The 17,216-nt window shown below is 61.5% G+C and carries 16 protein-coding genes, 1 tRNA gene and 1 pseudogene; 7 read left to right on the top strand and 11 right to left on the bottom strand.

Annotated features, from left to right (window positions below; translation table 11 throughout):
* The first annotated feature begins 196 nt into the window (after positions 1 to 196).
* Positions 197 to 757: a glycine cleavage system transcriptional repressor gene (locus PPL01S_RS02810; RefSeq protein ID WP_003254741.1), complete on the top strand. Its 561-nt coding sequence runs from the start codon at positions 197 to 199 to the stop codon at positions 755 to 757.
* An 11-nt stretch (positions 758 to 768) separates the two neighbouring features.
* Positions 769 to 1,242, top strand: a complete 474-nt coding sequence (locus tag PPL01S_RS02805; protein WP_016392499.1) for a peroxiredoxin — start codon at positions 769 to 771, stop codon at positions 1,240 to 1,242.
* Positions 1,243 to 1,277: 35 nt separating this feature from the next.
* Here the strand turns inward: PPL01S_RS02805 and PPL01S_RS02800 are convergent, their stop codons facing one another.
* Positions 1,278 to 2,348 carry an AI-2E family transporter gene (locus PPL01S_RS02800; protein ID WP_016392498.1) on the bottom strand — a complete coding sequence of 357 codons (1,071 nt, stop codon included), beginning with the start codon at positions 2,346 to 2,348 and terminating at the stop codon, positions 1,278 to 1,280.
* 20 nt (positions 2,349 to 2,368) lie between these two features.
* Positions 2,369 to 2,608, bottom strand: a complete 240-nt coding sequence (locus tag PPL01S_RS02795) for a sulfurtransferase TusA family protein (RefSeq protein ID WP_016392497.1) — start codon at positions 2,606 to 2,608, stop codon at positions 2,369 to 2,371.
* Positions 2,609 to 2,716: 108 nt separating this feature from the next.
* Here PPL01S_RS02795 and PPL01S_RS02790 point away from each other — a divergent pair, with 108 nt between their 5' ends.
* Entirely contained in the window at positions 2,717 to 4,153 is a 1,437-nt protein-coding gene (locus PPL01S_RS02790) for a M48 family metalloprotease (RefSeq protein ID WP_028625254.1), read from the top strand.
* Between the two features lie 110 nt (positions 4,154 to 4,263).
* On the opposite strand, the gene nadA is transcribed toward PPL01S_RS02790, so the two are convergent.
* Together nadA and PPL01S_RS02780 are read right to left on the bottom strand one after the other, a co-directional pair.
* A complete protein-coding gene (nadA, locus tag PPL01S_RS02785; RefSeq protein ID WP_016392495.1) occupies positions 4,264 to 5,322 on the bottom strand; it encodes a quinolinate synthase NadA in 1,059 nt (352 codons plus the stop codon).
* A 227-nt stretch (positions 5,323 to 5,549) separates the two neighbouring features.
* The gene (locus PPL01S_RS02780; RefSeq protein WP_028625253.1) at positions 5,550 to 7,061 is read right to left on the bottom strand and encodes a YdgA family protein; all 1,512 of its coding nucleotides are present in this window, start codon (positions 7,059 to 7,061) and stop codon (positions 5,550 to 5,552) included.
* A 486-nt stretch (positions 7,062 to 7,547) separates the two neighbouring features.
* Between PPL01S_RS02780 and PPL01S_RS02775 the strand changes: the two genes are divergently transcribed.
* The 4 genes and pseudogenes from PPL01S_RS02775 to PPL01S_RS02765 all read left to right on the top strand — a co-directional run bounded on the left by PPL01S_RS02775 (position 7,548) and on the right by PPL01S_RS02765 (position 12,120).
* A complete protein-coding gene (locus tag PPL01S_RS02775) occupies positions 7,548 to 8,900 on the top strand; it encodes an APC family permease (RefSeq protein ID WP_016392493.1) in 1,353 nt (450 codons plus the stop codon).
* A gap of 66 nt (positions 8,901 to 8,966) precedes the next feature.
* A pseudogene (locus PPL01S_RS25945) lies at positions 8,967 to 10,175 on the top strand (cache domain-containing protein); the annotation flags it as partial.
* A 102-nt stretch (positions 10,176 to 10,277) separates the two neighbouring features.
* Complete coding sequence (locus PPL01S_RS25940; protein WP_373271157.1) at positions 10,278 to 11,033, top strand: methyl-accepting chemotaxis protein; 756 nt, start codon at positions 10,278 to 10,280, stop codon at positions 11,031 to 11,033.
* A 127-nt stretch (positions 11,034 to 11,160) separates the two neighbouring features.
* Positions 11,161 to 12,120, top strand: coding sequence for a cation diffusion facilitator family transporter (locus PPL01S_RS02765; RefSeq protein ID WP_016392491.1), 960 nt, complete (start codon positions 11,161 to 11,163; stop codon positions 12,118 to 12,120).
* Positions 12,121 to 12,144: 24 nt separating this feature from the next.
* Here PPL01S_RS02765 and PPL01S_RS02760 read toward each other — a convergent pair whose 3' ends face one another.
* The 7 genes from PPL01S_RS02760 to pal form a co-directional block, all read right to left on the bottom strand.
* Entirely contained in the window at positions 12,145 to 12,831 is a 687-nt protein-coding gene (locus PPL01S_RS02760; protein WP_028625252.1) for an HNH endonuclease family protein, read from the bottom strand.
* Positions 12,828 to 14,111: an AAA family ATPase gene (locus tag PPL01S_RS02755; RefSeq protein ID WP_028625251.1), complete on the bottom strand. Its 1,284-nt coding sequence runs from the start codon at positions 14,109 to 14,111 to the stop codon at positions 12,828 to 12,830. The genes PPL01S_RS02760 and PPL01S_RS02755 overlap by 4 nt, the downstream gene beginning before the upstream one ends.
* Before the next feature lie 149 nt (positions 14,112 to 14,260).
* Positions 14,261 to 14,336, bottom strand: a tRNA-Lys gene (locus PPL01S_RS02750).
* Between the two features lie 61 nt (positions 14,337 to 14,397).
* Positions 14,398 to 15,072, bottom strand: a complete 675-nt coding sequence (gene queC / locus PPL01S_RS02745) for a 7-cyano-7-deazaguanine synthase QueC (protein ID WP_016392489.1) — start codon at positions 15,070 to 15,072, stop codon at positions 14,398 to 14,400.
* A 16-nt stretch (positions 15,073 to 15,088) separates the two neighbouring features.
* Positions 15,089 to 15,736, bottom strand: a complete 648-nt coding sequence (gene queE / locus PPL01S_RS02740; RefSeq protein WP_028625250.1) for a 7-carboxy-7-deazaguanine synthase QueE — start codon at positions 15,734 to 15,736, stop codon at positions 15,089 to 15,091.
* 159 nt (positions 15,737 to 15,895) lie between these two features.
* A complete protein-coding gene (gene ybgF, locus PPL01S_RS02735) occupies positions 15,896 to 16,711 on the bottom strand; it encodes a tol-pal system protein YbgF (RefSeq protein WP_028625249.1) in 816 nt (271 codons plus the stop codon).
* Positions 16,712 to 16,717: 6 nt separating this feature from the next.
* The gene (pal, locus tag PPL01S_RS02730; RefSeq protein ID WP_008090230.1) at positions 16,718 to 17,215 is read right to left on the bottom strand and encodes a peptidoglycan-associated lipoprotein Pal; all 498 of its coding nucleotides are present in this window, start codon (positions 17,213 to 17,215) and stop codon (positions 16,718 to 16,720) included.
* Between the last annotated feature and the right edge of the window lies 1 nt (position 17,216).

The raw sequence follows: 17,216 nt of genomic DNA, 5'->3' as shown, positions 1-17,216 counted from the left end.
AAGCAGGCGGGCGGAGCATTCCCCTCGGCGCCTTATTTCGCTACCCTTGACCCTTTGATCGGTGCAGCGCGGCCCGCCGGGCCGTCGACCCTGCTCCCCGGCCTGCGTCCACGTCCTCGCTTGCGAGCCCCGGGCCCTGCCGACAGGAGGCTTTTGCCCGTCCTGTGCCGACCGCTCATCGCTTTAGGAATGCTGCATGTCCACCCCCACCGTCCGCGAACAATTCCTCGTCATCAGTGCCTTGGGCCCCAACCCCATGGAGCTGGCCAACGTCCTCAGCCGCGCTGCCTTCGAAAACCGCTGCGCGGTGGTCACCTCGCGCCTGAGCCGGCATGGCGAGACCAGCGCCCTGGTCTTGCAGGTGGGCGGCAGCTGGGACGCCCTGGCGCGCCTCGAATCCACCCTGCCGGGCCTGGGCAAGAAGCACGGCCTGACCCTGGACGTGGTGCGCAGTGCCGACCAGGAGGTACGCCCGCAGGCGCTGCCTTACGTGGCCTACGTCAGCGCGGCCTACCGCCCGGACATCATCAACGAGCTGTGCCAGTTCTTCCTCGATCACCGGGTCGAGCTCGAGGCCATGACCTGCGACACCTACCTGGCGCCGCAAACCGGCAGCAGCATGCTCAATGCCCAGTTCACCGTGATCCTGCCGGCCGGCACCCAGATCAGCTGGCTGCGCGACCAGTTCCTCGACTTTGCCGATGCCCTGAACCTGGATGCGCTGATCGAGCCGTGGCGCCCACAGAACCCCATGTAAGGAAACCAGCCATGGCTGTAGCACTCGACCAATCCGTCGCCGACTTCCAGGCCCAGGCCACCAGCGGCCAGGCCGTCAGCCTCGCCGAGCTCAAGGGCCGGCAAGTGGTGCTGTACTTCTATCCGAAGGACAGCACCCCGGGCTGCACCACCGAGGGGCAGGGCTTCCGTGACCAGCATGCGGCCTTCGAAGCAGCCAACACCGTGGTGTTCGGCGTATCGCGCGATGGCATCAAGTCGCACGAGAACTTCAAGGCCAAGCAGGGCTTTCCGTTCGAGCTGATCAGCGACAAGGACGAGGCCCTGTGCCAGCTGTTCGACGTGATCAAGCTGAAGAAGCTGTATGGCAAGGAATACATGGGCGTGGACCGCAGCACCTTCCTGATCGACAAGAACGGTGTGCTGCGCCAGGAGTGGCGTGGGGTGAAGGTGCCCGGGCATGTGGATGCCGTGTTGGCGGCGGCCCAGGCGCTGGACAAGGCTTGAGATAGCGCGGGGCCGCGATGCGGCCCCGACTGCATTCAGAGCAGCGGTGAAACGCTGACCTCCTGCCGCGGCCAGGCATCCAGTACAGCCTTGATCAGCGTCGCCAGCGGGATGGCGAAGAAAATCCCCCAGAACCCCCACAACCCGCCAAACAGCAGCACCGCACAAATGATCGCCACCGGGTGCAGGCTCACCGCCTCGGAGAACAGCAGCGGCACCAGCACGTTGCCGTCGAGCGCCTGGATGATCGCGTAGACCGTCATCAGGTAGATGAACTGGTCGCCCCAGCCCCACTGGAACAACGCAATCAGCGTCACCGGCACGGTCACCACCACCGCCCCGACATAGGGCACCACCACCGACAACCCCACCAGCAGCGCCAACAGGGCCGCGTAGTTGAGCCCCAGGCTGATGAAGGCAATGTAGGTGGCGATCCCGCAGATCAGGATCTCGATACCCTTGCCGCGGATGTAGTTGGCGATCTGCCGGTTCATCTCGTTGCCGACCCGGTTGAGCAAGCTGCGCTGGCGTGGCAGGTAGCCGCTGACCCAGCGGCCGATCAGCACACGGTCCTTGAGGAAGAAGAACACCAGGATCGGCACCAGCACCAGGTAGATCATCGCGTTGACCAGCAGCGGCAGGCTCGACAACGAGAAGGTCAGCGCCCACTGGCCGAACTTGCCGATCTCGCCACGCACCGACTCGATGGCACGCAGCACCTGCTCGTCCGACACCAGGTGCGGGTAGCGTTCCGGTAACAGCAACAGCAGCGACTGCCACTTGCCAAGCATGCCCGGCAACTCGTTGAACAGGGTGATCAGCTGATGCCACAGCAGCGGCACCAGCACCAGCAGGAACACCGCCAGCGCCCCCATGAACAGGGCGAACACCAGGATTACCGCCAAGCGTGTCGGCACCCGGATGCGCTCCAGGGCATTGACCAGGCCCTGCATCAGGAACGCCAGCACCATCCCTGCCAGTACCGGCGCGAGCATGCCGCCCAGGGTCAGGACCGCGGTAAAGGCCAGGAACAGCAGCACCGCCAGCACCACCGCCTCCTCGTCCGAGAAGTAGCGATGCAGCCAGTCGCGAAGCACTTTGAACATTGACGATCCTTGATTGAGACTCAGGCCTTGCGCAGCCAGTAGGTATAAGTACCGGCCTCGGCCGTTTCATGCAGCAGCGTATGACCGGCGAGCGTTGCAAAAGTGCGGAAGTCGCGCTGGGAGCCGGCATCGGTGGCGATCACCTTGAGCACCGCACCGCTGGCCAGGCGATTGAGTTCCATCTTCGCCTTGAGCAGCGGCAGCGGGCAGTTCAGCCCGCTGGCGTCGAGTTCGGCGTCGCAGGTCAGGGTGTCACTCATCGGGGCATTCTCCACAAGCGGGGCAGACAGACTGGCTAGGATACCGCCACTGGTCGCCAACGTGTGAGCCGGCTACAGTAGGGGCTTTCTCCGACGTGAGCTTCGTGCATGAAACTACTGCGCCCTACCCTGCTGACGCTGGCCTGCCTGATGGCCCTCCCCGGCCATGCTGACGACCTGCCATCGCTGGGCGACGCCAGTTCCGCAATCGTCTCGCCACAACAGGAACACCAGCTCGGCCGAGCCTGGCTGAGCCTGTTGCGCGGCAACGTCAACCAGCTGAACGACCCGCAGCTCAAGGACTACGTCGAGACCACCGTGTACCGCCTGGCCGAAACCAGCCAGCTGCAGGACCGGCGTCTGGAGTTCATCCTCATCGACAGCCGCGAGCTCAACGCCTTCGCCGCCCCGGGCGGCATCGTCGGGGTCAACGGCGGCCTGTTCCTCAATGCCCAGACCGAAGGCGAATATGCCTCGGTACTGGCGCACGAACTGGCGCACTTGTCGCAACGCCACTTCGCCCGTGGTGTCGAGGCCCAGCAACGCATGCAGCTGCCGATGATGGCCGCGCTGCTGGCCGGCATCGTGCTGGCGGCCGGGGGCGCTGGCGATGCGGGCATCGGCATGATCGCCGGCACCCAGGCGGCGGCGATCCAGGAACAGCGACGCTTCTCGCGGCAGAACGAACAGGAAGCCGACCGCATCGGTATCCAGAACCTGGAAAAGGCCGGTTACGACCCGCGCAACATGCCGACCATGTTCGAACGCCTGGCGCGCCAGTACCGCTATGACGCCAAGCCACCTGAATTCCTGCTGACTCACCCGGTGACCGAATCGCGTATTGCCGACACCCGCAACCGCGCCGACCAGGCGCCCAAGGGCGGCGTCGAAGACAGCCTGCGCTACCAGTTGATCCGTGCGCGCGTTGCACTGACCTACGAAGGCACGCCTGGCCTTGCCGCCAAGCGCTTCCGCGCCCAGCTCGACGAAGACCCGAAGCTCGATGCAGCCCGTTACGGCCTGGCCCTGGCGCAGATCAAGGGCGGCCAGCTCAATGAAGCACGCGAGAACCTCAAGCCGCTGCTGGCCAAGGCGCCTAACAACATCACCTACAACCTGGCGCAGATCGACCTGGATATCACCAACAATCGCCTGGCCGATGCGCAGCAGCGGGCCACGCGGTTGCAAGGCCTGTATCCGGGCAACTATCCGCTCAAGCAGGTGCGCGCCGACCTGCTGGTCAAGCAGAACAAGCCGGCCGAGGCGGAGAAGGTACTGGACGAACTGATCAAGAGCCGCCCGGACGATCCGGACGTGTGGTACGACATGGCCGAGGTACGCGGCTTGTCGGGCAACACCATCGGCCTGCACCGGGCGCGGGCCGAGTACTTCACCTTGGTGGGGGATTTCGACCAGGCGATCCAGCAGCTCGATTACGCCAAGCGCCGTGCGGGCAGCAACTTCCCGCTGGCCTCGCAGATCGACCAGCGTCAGCGGGAGATCATGGAGCAGCGGCGCATGGTTCAGGAAATGATGGGGCGCTAAGAGGGGCTGCTTTGCAGCCCAATCGCTGGCAAGCCAGCTCCTACAGAATCTGCGTGGCTCTCAAAGGCGATGCAGTACCCTGTGGGAGCCGGCTTGCCGGCGATCGGGCCTCAAGCGTTACCCGAAAGCTTCAGTCGCGCCGCCTGGGTGAAATCCAGCATCCGGTTCAAAGGCTTGATCGCCTTGGGCACCAGCGCCGGATCGACGAAGATCTCGTTGCTACCCTTACGCAGACAATCGAGCACCCGCTCCAGGGTATTCATCGCCATCCACGGGCAGTGCGCACAGCTGCGGCAGGCCGCACCGTTGCCGGCAGTCGGCGCCTCGACGAACTCCTTGTCCGGGCACAGCTGCTGCATCTTGTAGAAGATGCCGCGGTCGGTGGCGACGATGAAGGTCTTGTTCGGCAGCGTCTGCGCAGCCTTGATCAACTGACTGGTGGAACCCACCGCGTCGGCCAGTTCGATCACCGCCTCCGGCGACTCGGGGTGCACCAGGATCGCGGCATCCGGGTACAGCGCCTTCATGTCGGCCAGTTGGCGTGACTTGAACTCTTCATGGACGATGCAGGCACCGTCCCACAGAAGCATGTCGGCACCGGTCTGCTTCTGGATGTAGCGACCCAGGTGCTGGTCCGGCCCCCAGATGATGGTCTCGCCGTTGTCCATCAGGCTTTCGACGATCTCGAGCGCACAGCTTGAAGTCACCACCCAGTCGGCCCGCGCTTTCACCGCCGCCGAGGTATTGGCGTAGACCACCACGGTACGTTCCGGGTGCTGGTCGCAGAACGCCGAGAACTCTTCGACCGGGCAACCCAGATCGAGCGAGCAGGTGGCCTCCTGGGTCGGCATCAGCACGCGCTTTTCCGGGGTGAGGATCTTGGCCGTTTCGCCCATGAAGCGCACACCGGCGACGATCACGGTTTCAGCAGGGTGGTTCTTGCCGAAACGGGCCATTTCCAACGAGTCGGATACGCAACCACCGGTTTCTTCGGCCAGCGCCTGGATGACCGGATCGCAGTAGTAGTGGGCGACCAGCACGGCATTCTGCGCCTTCAGCTCGGCAGCGATGGCCGCACGGTATTCGGCCTCCTGCTCGGCAGTCAGCGGGTTGGGCTGTTTGGCATCAAGGTGGGCCTGAACCAACAGGCGTTCGGAAATCTGGGTCATGATCGCTGGACCTGCAGGCGCGCGTGCGCGTCAAATCGAGTGTATCACCCGGCCCTGGCAGATCGGCTAAGGGTGCCGGACGGCTTGCACGCCGCCACGGCCCTCTGCGGGCGCGGATTATTATCGGACGCCGAAGGCTACAGACAATCAAGGGATTTCTAAAGTGGTTTTTGTGTTGGCCGCCAGGGCCCTATCGCCGGCAAGCCGGCGATGGGGCCAATGGAGGCTCAGCCCTCTTGCGGCTGCATCGCCGCAAAGTGCCCTGCCAGGATCATGGCAAATTCCTCGACAGTCATCTTCTTGCCATTGAAGTCGACCATGCCATCGGCATAGTGCAGGCTCGACACCACGTCATCGCCCTGTACCGTGGCCATGCCGCTCTGCAGCGCCATCATGCCGACCATCTCGCCCGCCTGGCTGGATTGCATGGCAATCGCCTGGGCGTCGATCTGGCCTTCCAGCAGCGCTTGCAAGGTGGCCAGGTCGCCCATCATCGGCTTGGACAGCGAGAGCTTGCTGTTGACCTGGGTGATCAGCTGCTTGCTCATCTGGTCAGCGGGCAGGTCGAAGGAGGTCGGGCTGGCGAAATCCATCGACAGGTTGAAACGGCTTTCGCCATTGGCAGTCTTGAACGAGAGGTTCTCCACCGCCAGCTGCGGCTTGGACTCGAGCAACTGCTTCAGGTCGCCCTGGAACTTGGCTTTTTCCGCCTCGTCCATCTGGATTTGCGGCACAGGCTGGCCAGCCGCGGCCGCCTGCTCGAACTCCGGCAAGTGTGCCTGGTACCACTGCGACAGCGCCTGCAAGGCCGGGGCATTGATGGACTTGATGCTCACCGCCAACTGGCCACTCCCGACCGCGCGATTATCCCAGGTGATGTCCGAGACCTTGTAATCCACACGCCCACCCACGGTGTTCGGGCCATCGAGGGTCTGCAAGGCATTCTGCTCGAGACCCTTGAGCAACAGCACCTGCTGCTTGGGCCCCAGCGTCGCCTTGGCCTCGGCCAGCAGCAGGTCGACATTGCCGACATAGATCATGTCGTGCTCGGTAGCCGTCAGGTTGCCGCCAATCTTCAATCCCTGCAGCGCGAGGGTCGCTGGCGGATGGTCATCGCCTACCACCTTGATGTCCAGGCGTTCGGCGGCCCCATGGAATTTCGATGCCTTGCCATCCTGGTCACCTGCGGCCTCGAGCTGCAGGCCCGAGAAGTCGATGCTGCTGCCGTTGTCTTCGCTGAACTTGAACGGCGCGAGCTGGATCTTGCTGTCGACATCGCCGCCATAGCCCAGGCTGACTTGCGCGGTGACCGGCGGCTGTTCGCCAGTGGCGGCGAACCAGGGGGCCGTGAAATCGTCTTTCTGCAGCGTACTGTTGCTGGTGGCCATCACCGGCATCAATTTCAGTGCCTTGACTCGCGACCAGGGGAACGGACCATGTTCGATACGGTCGGTGAAACCGACTTCGAAGTTGAGCGCCTCACCCTGGCCGAGGTTGATGTCCTTGGCCTTGAGCCGGTACTGCGCCGTGCTGGTGAAGAAGTGCTGCTCAACCCCGGCCAACTCGATGGTCATGCTGCCGCCCGTGCCGAGGAGGGCTTTCTTCAGCTCGGCATTGCCAACGCTGACAGAATGGTCCAGCTCCGCGGGCAGCCGCGTGCCGGTGTACCAGGCCCCGGCGGTGATTGCGACGGCAATGGCGATAGCCAGGCCGGAAAGGATGCCTACTGATTTCTTCATGAATAGAACCGTTCGATGTCCATATGGTTTGCACGCGACCCGATGGTCGTGCAGAGGGCAAAAGAATATCACTGCATCTTCGATCCGGTGCTTGCAGCTGAAGCAAATTCGCGCTTTGGGGAAATGTCCTACGCTAGGAGGGAAAACTCCTGATCGTTCGTTTTTACGAACATCAAAGTCGATTCAAAACCGCAAAAAACCGCGCACAAAGCGAACATTTCAGGCTTTTAATCGATAAAAATTTCAATTTCGTAACATCTTGTCATGTTTAACTTGACACCCATCGACCCATCGTTTTTTATTTTCACCACCTCGCCCAGCGCCCGAACCACGAAGAAGAAAAAGTCGCGCCGTCATGATGCTCGGATGCCCCTGCCCGCACGCTTCACTCTCCTCGTCAAGGCACTGCCAGCCTGACATCGGCGCCTAGCCCGCGCCTACCTCTGCTCCAAACAAAAAAGGTGAACAACATGGAGCCACACCAGCATGCAGACTGACCACAACGCCACCGGCAACGGCCAATTCCGTAAATCCCTGCGCCTCTGGCACGTGGTCATCATCGGCTTGGCGTACCTCACGCCAATGACCGTGTTCGACACTTTCGGCATCGTTTCCGGCATCACTTCCGGTCACGTTCCCAGCGCCTACCTGCTGGCCTTGGCCGGCGTCCTGTTCACCGCCGTGAGTTACGGCACCCTGGTGCGTCGCTTCCCACAGTCGGGTTCGGCCTACACCTACACCCAACGCGCCATCAACCCACACGTGGGCTTCCTGGTCGGCTGGTCGTCGCTGCTCGACTACCTGTTGCTGCCCATGGTCAACGCGCTGCTGGCCAAGCTCTACCTCTCGGCCATGTTCCCTGAGGTGCCGGAGTGGATGTGGGTGGCTGGCTTCGTCACCCTGATCAGCCTGATCAACATGCGCAGCATCAACCTGGTGGCGCACTTCAACCTGCTGTTCGTGGTTGTGCAACTGGCGATCATGTCGGTGTTCATCTACCTCTGCGTACGCGGCCTGGGCCAAGGCGAAGGGCTGGGTACCACCTGGAGCCTGACACCCTTTACCGACTCGCAGACGCAGTTCAGCGCCCTGGCTGCCGGTGCGACCATCCTGTGCTTCTCGTTCCTGGGCTTCGACGCGGTCACCTGCCTGTCGGAAGAAACCAAGGACCCGGGCAAGATCATCCCGCGGGCAATCTTCCTCACCGCCCTGATCGGCGGCGTGGTGTTCATCGCGGTGTCGTACTTCATGCAGGCGTACTTCCCCAACAACGCCCGCTTCCACGACCCGGAAGCGGCCTTGCCGGAAATCGCCCTGTACGTCGGTGGCAAGCTGTTCCAGTCGATCTTCATCGCCTGCACCGTGATCAACACCATCGCCTCGGGCCTGGCCTCGCAAACCAGCGTGTCGCGCCTGCTGTACGTGATGGGCCGTGACAACGTGATCCCCAGCAGCGTGTTCGCTCGCCTGCATTCGCGTTACAAGACCCCGGTGGTGAACATTGCCGTGGTCGGCGTGATTGCCCTGTCGGCCATCTACTTCGACCTGGTGACCGCCACTTCGATCATCAACTTCGGCGCGCTGGTGGCCTTCAGCTTCGTCAACCTGTCGGTGATCTGCCACTGCTACCTGCGCGAAGGCAACCGTCAGGGGCTGGCCAACAAGCTGAAGTACCTGGTGCTGCCGACCATCGGCTTCTGCATCATTGCCAAGCTCTGGCTTGACCTCAACGAGCACTCGCTGGTGTTTGGCGGCCTCTGGGCGTTGCTGGGTCTGGTGCACCTGGCCTGGCTGACCAAGGCCTTCCGAGTCGCACCGCCGAACTACATCGCCGAATGACACTCGCCACCGACAACGCCCGCGCCTGAACGCGGGCGTTGTTCATCTTCGAAAAGGAAAGCCCAGATGCCGCTGCGCCGCCTGTCCATTCAATGGAAGATCACCCTGCTCGCCGGCCTCTGCCTGCTGGCCATCGTTGCCTTGCTGGTTGCCACTTCGCTGACCCAGGCCCGCAGCAGTGCCGCCCTGGTCAGCCAGGCCAACAGCGAAATGCTCGATCACAGCGCGCGCCTGCGCCTGCAGGCCCACGCCGAAACCCAGGCCCTGCGCATCCAGCGCTACTTCATGGATGCCTACCAGTACGCCAACGGCTTTGCCCGCCTGGCACAAGTGCTGAAGGCCCGCGGTGGCAGCGACCTGCGCGCAGAACTGACCCGCCAGGCGCATGACAGCCTTGCAGGCAACCCGGACGTGATCGGCCTGTACCTGGTGTACCAACCCAACGCCCTGGACCATCAGGACAGCCAGTTCATCGGTCAAGACGCGCTCGGCAGCAATGAAAACGGGCGCTTCTCGCTCTACTGGTCACAAGCCGGCAAGGGAACGCTGGAACGGGAGGCCATGCCCGAATCGATGCTGGCCGATAGCACCCTGGGCAGCAACGGGGTTCCTGGCAATCGCTGGCTGACTTGCCCTCAAGAGACCGCGAGCGCCTGCGTGATCGAGCCTTACCTCGATGAGGTCAATGGCCGCAAAGTCCTGATGACCAGCATCGCCCTGCCCTTGCTCGAAGACGGCAAGGTGGTCGGCGTGATGGGCCTGGACATCGGCCTGGACAATCTCCAGCAACTGAGCCTGGAGGGTCGCCAGGACCTCTTCGATGGCCAGGGCCAAGTGAGCATCGTCAGCGCGAACGGCCTGCTGGCGGGCAACAGCCGCGACAGCACGAAACTGGGCACCCCCCTGGAGCAGAGCGTAGCCAGCGGCCTGCTGCGTGTCGCCCGGCCGTTTTCACCCATCCCCGGCGCAGCGCCCTGGCAGGTGCTTCTGGAGTTGCCTGAGACTGTGCTGCAGGCGCCCGCCGTGGCCCTGAACCAGCGCCTGGACGCACACAACCAGAGTGCCAACCTGACCGGCCTGCTGATAGGCCTCGGAGCAGCCGTGCTTGGCCTGCTGCTGGTCTGGCTGACCGCACGAGGCGTGACCCGGCCGATCCTGGCCGTGGCTGCGCGACTCGAAGACATCGCCAGCGGCGAAGGCGACCTCACACGACGCCTGGATTATGCACGCCAGGATGAACTGGGCCAGCTCAGCGGCTGGTTCAACCGCTTCCTCGACAAGCTGCAACCGGTGATTGCCCAGGTCAAAGGCTCCCTGCTCGAAGCACGCGGCACGGCTGACCAGTCCGCAGCCATCGCCAGCCAGACCAGCAGCGGCATGCAGCAGCAGCAACGCGAGATCGAACAGGTGGCCACCGCCGCCAACGAGATGAGCGCCACTGCCCAGGATGTCGCCCACAATGCCGCGCAAGCGGCCCAGGCAGCGCGCGGCGCCGACCAGGCCAGCCGCGAGGGCTTGCAGCTGATCGCCAGCACCCGCGAGGCCATCGACCAGCTGACGGCCGGGATGAATACCGCCATGGACGAAGCGCGCGCCCTGGAGAACCGCAGCGAGCAGATTGGCTCGGTACTGGAAGTCATCCGCGCGATTGCCGAACAGACCAACCTGCTGGCGCTCAACGCCGCCATCGAAGCGGCGCGCGCGGGGGAAGCCGGGCGTGGCTTTGCCGTGGTCGCCGACGAGGTACGCAGCCTGGCCCAGCGCACCCAGGTGTCGGTCGAAGAGATTCGCCAGGTGATCGAAGGCTTGCAGCAAGGCACGCAGGATGTGGTCGGCGCCATGCATGAGGGTCAGCGCCAGGCGCAGGCCAGTGCCACGCGCATGGAGCAGGCGCTGCCGGCGTTGCAACGGATTGGCGAAGCAGTAACGGTGATCAGTGACATGAACCTGCAAATTGCCTCGGCAGCTGAAGAGCAGAGCGCGGTGGCCGAGGAAGTGAACCGCAACGTGGCCGGTATCCGGGATGTGACAGAGTCGCTGGCGGGCCAGGCTGATGAATCCGCGCGGATCAGCCTGGCGCTGAACCGACTGGCCAATGAGCAACAGGCGTTGATGGAGCAGTTCCGCGTCTAATCTGTACAGGCCCTATCGCTGGCAAGCCAGCTCCCACAGGTAAAGCACAATGTTCGACATTAGTGCTCTACCTGTAGGAGCTGGCTTGCCAGCGATAGGGCCACAACCTTTTGAATGAGTTCTACCCATGCATTCCCCCAACAAACCACCCTTCTTCGACATCACCAGCGAACAGGGCCTGCTACGCACCTCGATCGCTGTCACCTTGTTCATCGCCACCATCGGCATCGCCTTCGGCCTGGCGTCCGGCTCGTTCTCGATCGTCTTCGACGGCGTCTACTCGCTGGTCGACGCCAGCATGAGCGGCCTGTCTTTGGTGGTGGTCAAGCTGATCACCTCGCACGCCACCAGCCTGCAGCTGTCGCGCAAGCTGCGCGAACGCTTCACCATGGGCTTCTGGCACCTGGAGCCGATGGTCCTGGCACTCAACGGCATCCTGCTCAGCGGCGTGGCCATCTACGCGCTGATCAACGCCGTCAGCAGCGTGCTCCAGGGCGGCCGACACCTTGAGTTCGGCATCGCGATGATCTACGCGGTACTGACCGTGATCGCCTGCGCCTGCATTGCCTACGTCGAGGCCCGCGCCAACCGCAAGCTGAAATCCGATTTCGTGCGCATGGACGTCAAGGGCTGGATCATGTCGGCCAGCATCACTGCAGCCCTGCTGATCGCCTTCTGCTTTGGCTACGCAGTGCAAGGCACGGCGTGGGAGTGGGTATCGCCGTACATCGACCCGGCGGTGCTGGCACTGGTGTGTCTGGTGATCATTCCGCTGCCGCTGTCGGTGGTGCGCCAGGCGCTGTCGGAGATTTTCCTGGTGACCCCGAGCGACCTGAAGGAACACGTGGACGAGGTGGCCAAGGCGTTCGTCAGCAAGCATGGCCTGCAGTCGTATCGCGCCTATGTGGCCAAGGTTGGGCGTTCGCGGGAGATCGAGCTGTATTTCATCGTACCCAAGCATATGGGCGCCAAGACCATCGACGAGTGGGACGTGCTGCGTAACGAGATTGGCGATGCAGTCGGTGGCGAAGGCCCGGATCGTTGGATCACCGTGGTATTTACTGGGGATCCGGAGTGGGCTGAGTAAGGGGGCGTTAGCCTCCTCTTGAAATCAATTGCGCTTGGCGCCAGCCAAGCGATTTGATCGTCTTTCCAGCCTGCCCGCGTAATGATCGAGCACTTGGGCTACTGCTTCGCAGTAAGCCTCCATAGAGCCGTGCCGGTCAGGCATACGTAGGGCACGAGCACGATCACGAGCGTCTTTGGCGGTCTGAACATGCCGTAGTGCAGCTCTGATCTTCGCTTCTCGATCGTTAACGAGCTCAGCATGATTCAAGTTCAACACTGCAGGCTTGATCATTTCAATCGCCTCTGGACTCAAACCCTCAACCTCGCCGCTTTCTCGGAATCGAAATCGCGTAGCAACCCCACGATTCGTAGGAAGGAGAAAGGGCTCTTCATTAGGATCGTACGCTCCCTTGCGTACAGCACCAAACTCACACGCCGCACCTGGCTGAGGAATGCACGCTACCAAATTTGCCCAAGTGATTGATTTGTCTTTATGGACCTTTCTAGGCAAGAGGTGCTCTATGTGCGCCTGAGCCTTGCCCTCTTTCATGAGAATCGGCTTCATGGTGTAAGCACACAGCCCCCCAGATTCCTTGATTAATCGCATGAGCATGGCTGCACGCGTAGCGCTGTCGAGATAGTCGTAATGAAGGTTTTGGGGAGAGGTACGATTCTTGTTCTTCCATGCCCTGAGTTCGCCACACTCTTTTCCTTTAACTATAGCCCTCATGCCCAGTCTCCATTCCCTGGATTGACGACTTCAACTTTCTCGGACGGATCGAACCACTCCAGCGACTCCTCCAAGCGAAGCACCTCTGGCAGGGCTCCAAAACGAAGCGAAACATCCTTAAGTTTCGCTCGCGCCTCTTTAAATCGTTCATCCTCGATATCGCGTTCAATCTGATTGATATCGGACTGGAATTGACGATTGCGAGCCGTGTCCCCCATCAATTCCTCGAGCACCTCACCGCTACTCAAGCCAATAGCACGTCGGGCATGCCCGACGAACTCGCCTCCTTTGAGCAGCATGACTGACTCTGGCTGTAGCTCGCCAAGAACCTGCGGTGAGTGTGTAGAAATGAAGAACTGGCAGTTAGGGAATGTGAGCTCAAGCTTCCTGATTACTTCTCGCTGCCATCCAGGATGAAGATGAAGATCAATCTCATCGATGATAACGATGCCATGGCCTTCATTTGGATTCTCCAGGGATGGGTTAAGAACACTGAGCCGCCTCGCCATGTCGCCCACCAAGGCCAGCATGTTGCGCTCACCATCGGAAAGCTGAAGCACACTAAACTCAGTGCCATTTTTCTTTACTGTCATTCGCATATTGGGCTTGCGGCGCACACGCACACCCTCGAAACCAGTGAACGTCAGGATTGCTTTTCGAGCCGCCTCCAGGCCATGGTAGCGGAAGCCTGGATCGTCAGTTCGGACTTCGTTTTCGGCGTCTTCGAAATTTCTGAACCAAATAAAGAATCGCTTGAAGTCTGCACCACCATGGTCCAATGCATCCTGGTAGATTTCACCAACATCATGTGCAAGCTTCTCGCGCACACGCATCGGTACGTCAAGCACTGCCCGGTGCACATCGTAAAATACCGACAGCGGCCGATCGTCAATCGCTTGTTGGCTCCAGAGCCCCTGCATCCTGCGGACATGCTCATTCAGAGCATCCAAATCACTTTTTCGCAACGGGTCATTGTAGGAGCCTTTCTTTCTATTTGTAACGATCGCCCACGTCACGGGCCGATCATCCAAAATGGCAGTCACTTCAATACGCGCGAAGTCGGCCCCAACGCGAATATCATCAATGGCAATTGGGCGCGCCTTCTGAGGGCTACCTATGATTCTCCATGCCAATTGCGACAGACCAATAGCAAGAGCATCCAGCACAGTAGACTTACCAACCCCATTCACCCCGACGAAGGCGGTAGTACGCTCGGTAAAGTCAACAGACAGTTCGCCTATGCCTCTGAAATTGGTAAGTCGCAACTGAGAGACTTTCATGCCCTGTTCTCCTTGGCGGCCGCTCGGACCAAAATGAAGAGTTGATCAGATCGGCATTGTACAGGGCAACCCACGCGAACCACTTGAAAAATGCGCAGAACAAAAAAGCCCGCAACCATTTCCGGTCGCGGGCTTTGTCTTACTGCATATGGTGGGTCGTGTAGGATTCGAACCTACGACCAATTGGTTAAAAGCCAACTGCTCTACCAACTGAGCTAACGACCCGTTGGATGGCGCGTATAATACTGATTTCTAACGAGAAATCAACACGCCATGAAAACTTTTTTCAAAAATAACGCGTCGGGTCGTCTACCCCGGCAGCCTTGAAGCCGTCAGCTCGCAGGCGGCAGCTGTCGCACTTGCCACACGCACGGCCTTCATCATCGGCCTGGTAGCAGGAAACGGTCAGGCTGTAGTCGACACCCTGGGCGATACCGGCCTGCACGATCTGCGCCTTGCTCAGGTTCTGCAGCGGTGCCTGGATGCGGAAGCCCTGCCCTTCGACACCGGCCTTGGTGGCGAGGTTGGCCATGCGCTCGAAGGCCTCGACGAACTCGGGGCGGCAATCCGGGTAACCGGAGTAGTCCACGGCATTGACGCCGATGAAGATGTCACGCGCTTGCAGCACCTCTGCCCAGCCCAGTGCCAAGGACAGGAACACGGTGTTGCGGGCCGGCACGTAGGTCACTGGAATGCCCTCGCCCGGTGCTTCCGGCACGTCGATGCTGCTGTCGGTCAGCGCCGAGCCGCCGATGCCATCGAGGTTCAGGCCAATCACCTTGTGCTCGACCACACCCAGGTCGCGGGCAACGCGCTGGGCTGCGTTCAGCTCGGCGCGGTGGCGCTGGCCATAGTCGAAGCTCATGGTGTAGCAGGTGTAGCCTTCGGCCTTGGCCATGGCTACCACAGTGGCCGAATCGAGGCCGCCAGACAGCAGGATTACCGCGCGTTTCTCAGTCATGTGCTCTTACTCTCAATCAACGTCCGGGTTCGTCGTTCCACAGCAACTTGTGCAGTTGCAGCTGGAAACGCACAGGCAGGTTGTCGGCAATGATCCAGTCGGCCAGGTCGCTGGCTTTCACCTGATGGTGGCTCGGCGAGAACAGCACCTCGCCGGCACGCTCGGCGAGGTTGTACTGGATCAGCTTGGACACTGCCCAGTCATAGTCCTCACGCGAACAGATGACGAACTTGACCTGGTCGTTACGGGTCAGGTGCTCGATGTTCGCGTAGAGATTGCGGTGGGATTCCTCGGAGCCCGGGGTCTTGAGATCGACCACGCGACTGACGCGCACGTCGGTCGCCGAGATATCCAGCGCGCCACTGGTTTCCAGGGAAACTTCGTAGCCGGCATCGCACAGGCGCTGCAGCAGCGGCAAAGCGTTCGGCTGGGCCAAGGGCTCGCCGCCGGTGACGCAGACATAGCGCGGCTTGAAGCCAGCCACCTGCTCCATGATCGAGTCGAGGGTGCGTACGGTGCCGCCACTGAAGGCGTAGGCACTGTCGCAGTACTGACAGCGCAGGGGGCAACCGGTCAGGCGCACGAAAACCGTGGGCAGCCCAGCCGTTCGTGTTTCACCCTGCAACGAGTAAAAGACTTCGGTGATGCGTAATGTGTCTTGCATGATCGCCACGGGCGTGACAGCTGAACAGGCTGTCCGCCTCCGTCAGGCACTGCAGCGGACTCGACATGGCGTTATCCGCGGCAGCGTGTTTAGTAAAAAGGGCAGTGATTCTAACGAAAAAACCCGCGGCAAGCGCGGGTTTCTTTCAAACGGCAAAGCTCAGAGCTTTTGCAGGTCGCGTTGCGCCAGCTGAGCGGCAGAAGTGCCGGGGTACTGGGTGATGACCTGCTGCAGGATACCCTTGACCTTGTCGGTGTGCCCCATGCGGCGCTCGACGTCAGCGAGCTTGTACAGGGAGTCAGGCACCTTGCTGTGCTTGGGGTACTTCTGGCTGACCTGGGCGAAGGCCTGGCTGGCTGCAGGCAGGTCGCCCTTGGCCAGGTTCACCTCGCCCAGCCAGTACTGGGCATTGCCGGCGTACTGGCTGTTGGGGTACTTGCGCAGGAAGGCTGTGAAGGCCTGACTGGCCTTGTCGAAGTCCTTCTGCTTGATCAGGTCGAAAGCAGCATCGTAGTAGAGCTTTTCTTTCGCCGGATCACCCGGCTCGCTGCTGGCGGCCGGTTGTTGTGCAGCAGCGCCTGCGGCGCCGGCTGCTGCACCGGCGGCGGCATCTGGGGCCGCACCGGTGGAGGAATTGTCGGGGGTCGCGGCTGGCGCGCCACCACTGTTGATGCGACGGTCCAGATCCTGGTAACGCTCCAGGTTTTCCTGCTTCATGCGGGCGACATCGTTCTGCAGCTCTTCGATGATGCCTTGCTGGCGGGAGATCTGATCCTGCATCTGTTGCAGCTGCATGAACAGCTGGCCCTGTGCCGAAGCTGGGGTCGAAGCCCCAGCCCCGGCATAGGCGCCGCTCGTGCCATAACCCGAAGGTGGGTAAGCACCTGCGTTGTCATCTACTACAGGAACAGCAGCCCACGCCGAAAGCGGAAGGCTGAGTGCGAGTACGGTTACAGCACGGCGGCACATACGCATAGGAACTTACTTACGCAGTTCTACGCGACGGTTCTGAGCCCAGGACTGCTCGTCGTTGCCGGTGGCAACTGGACGCTCTTCGCCGTAGGAAACCAGTTCCAGCTGAGCAGGGGAAACACCCTGCAGAACCAGGTAGCGCTGAACGGCTTTCGCACGACGCTCACCCAGAGCCATGTTGTACTCGCGGGTGCCGCGCTCGTCGGTGTTGCCTTCCAGAACAACGCGGTTGCCGTTGGACTTCAGGTCCTTGGCGTGAACGTCCAGAGCGCGCATGGCTTCTGGCTTCAGGTCCGAGCTGTCGTATTCGAAGTAGAAGGTGGTGATTGCGCGCAGGGCAGCTTCTTCGCTCAGGGAGCCGTCGACAGCACCGGTGTTGGCGCCGTAACCAGCGTTCGGATCGACAGCGCCTTCACCAGCGTTGTCACCGCCCTTCGAGGAGCAACCTACAGCTACGGCCATGGCCAGAGCCAGCGCAGCAAATTTACCAAACTTCAGCATTTCCATC

Source organism: Pseudomonas plecoglossicida NBRC 103162 = DSM 15088 (assembly GCF_000730665.1).
GTDB lineage: Bacteria > Pseudomonadota > Gammaproteobacteria > Pseudomonadales > Pseudomonadaceae > Aquipseudomonas > Aquipseudomonas plecoglossicida.
Note: the sequence above shows the minus strand (reverse complement) of the source record. Positions and strands in the feature narration are given on the sequence as shown.

What these genes read in the sequence shown, in the direction of transcription:
- PPL01S_RS02810 (WP_003254741.1), top strand. Translation starts at nt 197, where the DNA reads ATGTCCACCCCCACCGTCCGCGAACAATTCCTCGTCATCAGTGCCTTG.
- PPL01S_RS02805 (WP_016392499.1), top strand. Translation starts at nt 769, where the DNA reads ATGGCTGTAGCACTCGACCAATCCGTCGCCGACTTCCAGGCCCAGGCC.
- PPL01S_RS02800 (WP_016392498.1), bottom strand. Translation starts at nt 2,348, where the DNA reads ATGTTCAAAGTGCTTCGCGACTGGCTGCATCGCTACTTCTCGGACGAG.
- PPL01S_RS02795 (WP_016392497.1), bottom strand. Translation starts at nt 2,608, where the DNA reads ATGAGTGACACCCTGACCTGCGACGCCGAACTCGACGCCAGCGGGCTG.
- PPL01S_RS02790 (WP_028625254.1), top strand. Translation starts at nt 2,717, where the DNA reads ATGAAACTACTGCGCCCTACCCTGCTGACGCTGGCCTGCCTGATGGCC.
- nadA (WP_016392495.1), bottom strand. Translation starts at nt 5,322, where the DNA reads ATGACCCAGATTTCCGAACGCCTGTTGGTTCAGGCCCACCTTGATGCC.
- PPL01S_RS02780 (WP_028625253.1), bottom strand. Translation starts at nt 7,061, where the DNA reads ATGAAGAAATCAGTAGGCATCCTTTCCGGCCTGGCTATCGCCATTGCC.
- PPL01S_RS02775 (WP_016392493.1), top strand. Translation starts at nt 7,548, where the DNA reads ATGCAGACTGACCACAACGCCACCGGCAACGGCCAATTCCGTAAATCC.
- PPL01S_RS25940 (WP_373271157.1), top strand. Translation starts at nt 10,278, where the DNA reads ATGCAGCAGCAGCAACGCGAGATCGAACAGGTGGCCACCGCCGCCAAC.
- PPL01S_RS02765 (WP_016392491.1), top strand. Translation starts at nt 11,161, where the DNA reads ATGCATTCCCCCAACAAACCACCCTTCTTCGACATCACCAGCGAACAG.
- PPL01S_RS02760 (WP_028625252.1), bottom strand. Translation starts at nt 12,831, where the DNA reads ATGAGGGCTATAGTTAAAGGAAAAGAGTGTGGCGAACTCAGGGCATGG.
- PPL01S_RS02755 (WP_028625251.1), bottom strand. Translation starts at nt 14,111, where the DNA reads ATGAAAGTCTCTCAGTTGCGACTTACCAATTTCAGAGGCATAGGCGAA.
- queC (WP_016392489.1), bottom strand. Translation starts at nt 15,072, where the DNA reads ATGACTGAGAAACGCGCGGTAATCCTGCTGTCTGGCGGCCTCGATTCG.
- queE (WP_028625250.1), bottom strand. Translation starts at nt 15,736, where the DNA reads ATGCAAGACACATTACGCATCACCGAAGTCTTTTACTCGTTGCAGGGT.
- ybgF (WP_028625249.1), bottom strand. Translation starts at nt 16,711, where the DNA reads ATGCGTATGTGCCGCCGTGCTGTAACCGTACTCGCACTCAGCCTTCCG.
- pal (WP_008090230.1), bottom strand. Translation starts at nt 17,215, where the DNA reads ATGGAAATGCTGAAGTTTGGTAAATTTGCTGCGCTGGCTCTGGCCATG.